Raw genomic sequence first — 2348 nt, 5'->3', positions numbered from 1 at the left:
CTGGTTTTCAGCGGCACGTACGATGAGATTTTAAAGGATGATAAAAGCTTAACCGGTCGTTATCTGAGCGGGAAGGAGCAAATTGCGATCCCGGCAAGCCGCCGCAAATGGAACGATTTTATTGAGATAAAAGGTGCGCGCGAAAACAACCTCCAACACGTTACCGCAAAATTTCCGTTAGGGGTATTTACCGCGGTTACAGGGGTATCAGGCTCGGGTAAAACCAGTTTGGTAAAACGGATATTAGCCCCTGCGCTTCAAAAAACCTTGGGTAACTACAATGCCGAACAAACCGGCGCCTACGACAGTATTGAGGGCGATTACCAGAAAATTGAACAGGTTGAAATGGTTGACCAGAACCCGATAGGCCGCTCGTCGCGCTCGAACCCGGTTACTTATGTAAAAGCCTGGGATGAGATACGAAACCTGTATGCCGCATTGCCGGTTGCCAAAGCTGCCGGTTTAAAGCCATCGGCATTCTCATTTAACGTTGAGGGCGGCCGCTGCGATGTTTGCCAGGGCGAAGGCGAGGTGAAGATTGAGATGCAGTTTATGGCTGATATTTTCCTGACCTGCGAAACCTGTGGCGGCAAACGCTTTAAACAACATATACTCGACGTTACCTACCAGGATAAAAACGTATCTGAAGTGCTGGGCATGACCATTGAGGAGGGCCTGGAATTTTTTGCTAAAGAGCCTAAAATCATCGCCAAAATAAAACCTTTAATGGATGTTGGCCTGGGCTATGTGCAACTGGGACAATCGTCAAATACCTTATCAGGTGGCGAGGCACAGCGCATAAAACTGGCTTCATTCCTTGTTAAGGGCAACAATACACATAAAACGCTATTTATTTTTGACGAGCCGACAACAGGTCTGCATTTTGCCGATATAAAGAAGTTACTAAAATCATTCGATGCACTACTCGAACATGGCAATACCATTATCGTTATCGAACACAACATGGACGTTATCAAATGCGCCGACTGGGTAATAGACATCGGCCCCGAAGGCGGCGACCGCGGCGGTAAAGTGGTATTTGAAGGCGTACCGGAGAATTTGATTAAGGAGAAGGATAGTTATACTGGTAGGTTTTTGAAAGAACGCTTCTAATAAACTTTGTTTTATTCCTGAATTACTGGTTTATATTTGACTATGGATAAGATAGTGCTCAAAGAAAACTTGTTTGTAACCCCTTTGGGCACGATTAAATGTGGAATAGCAGGAACTGAAGGCTACGCGGCCTTAAATGGTGAAGCGAGCTACGAGCATGGGCAATCACAAACTATAGGCACTCATTCACACCGAATTGAATTAGTAACCTTTAAAAGGAAACTGCCATTGTATAATGGTGAATCGGTTGCCGATACCATGGGATGGCTTTGGCGGATAGAAAAAATCTCATCACAATTTAATCCGGTTGAATTATATTGTCAATTAACTGACTATGATAAAAATGTTGAATTCGGTTTTTCAGCCGGAGAACATTTGGACAGTGTTGAGGTAAACGATAATGAATGGGTATTGCATATTGGCGTGGAAGACGGCGAAATTATACAATACCGGGCATCTCAAAACGATGGAATGCCTATCCGATTTGAGAATACCTTTGGTTTTTCCAACTCCCCGCATCAGCAGCAGCGCGAAGGATTTCTGACACCTATCCCTGATTTAAATGAAGGAGAGCATATTCATTTACACTATATAACTGCCTTTGACAGAAAAAACCGGGAAAGTGTAAATACTTGGTTAGCTGTCGATATATTTAAACGAGATATTGAAAATTGGATTGGAATCTGGTAGTTGATTGGGAGAAATGACTACACCGATTGTTTATCTAAATCGGTGTAATCATCCTCAAATCGGTGGAATCTCAATAAATATACCGCACAAACGCTTCCATCGCCTCATATTCGGCCATACCTGACACGATTTCAAGATTAATAAGATTTACAGGATTATCGATGCAATCCTGTAAATCCCTAGCATCCTGTAAATCGTGTTAATAGATATATCTTACAAACGCTTCCATCGCCTCATATTCAGCCATACCTAATTTGTCATAAGCACGTGCAGTTTCCCTTGTCCGGTCTTCTGCCCTCACCCAAAACTCCCTAGCATCATCGCCCGGGAATACGGGCCTGTCTTTTTGGCTTTGGTGCTTAAAGATGGCGTTACGCTTGCGGATCACTTCCTGCGGTGAAAGCGGTACGGCCATTTCAATTTCGTGCGTTTCAAACTCCAGCCAGGCACCGCGGTACATCCACAGCCAGCAGTCTTTTACCCAGTCCTCTGTTTTTTGCAGTTCTTTCAAGGCACCTAATATGATGTTGAAACAAACCAGGTGG

At 44.0% G+C, this 2348-nt stretch carries 1 protein-coding gene and 2 pseudogenes; 2 read left to right on the top strand and 1 reads right to left on the bottom strand.

Annotation, left to right across the window (positions count from 1 at the left end):
• Together Q0R52_RS01910 and Q0R52_RS01905 are read left to right on the top strand one after the other, a co-directional pair.
• A pseudogene (locus Q0R52_RS01910) lies at window positions 1-1113 on the top strand (ATP-binding cassette domain-containing protein); the annotation flags it as partial.
• 42 nt (window positions 1114-1155) lie between these two features.
• The gene (locus tag Q0R52_RS01905; RefSeq protein ID WP_295791551.1) at window positions 1156-1803 is read left to right on the top strand and encodes a hypothetical protein; all 648 of its coding nucleotides are present in this window, start codon (window positions 1156-1158) and stop codon (window positions 1801-1803) included.
• 199 nt (window positions 1804-2002) lie between these two features.
• Here Q0R52_RS01905 and Q0R52_RS01900 read toward each other — a convergent pair.
• Window positions 2003-2348, bottom strand: a pseudogene (locus tag Q0R52_RS01900) (glucosamine-6-phosphate deaminase); the annotation flags it as partial.

This window comes from Mucilaginibacter sp., assembly GCF_025359345.1.
Taxonomy (GTDB): domain Bacteria; phylum Bacteroidota; class Bacteroidia; order Sphingobacteriales; family Sphingobacteriaceae; genus Mucilaginibacter.
This window is presented reverse-complemented; position numbering and strand designations above follow the sequence as displayed.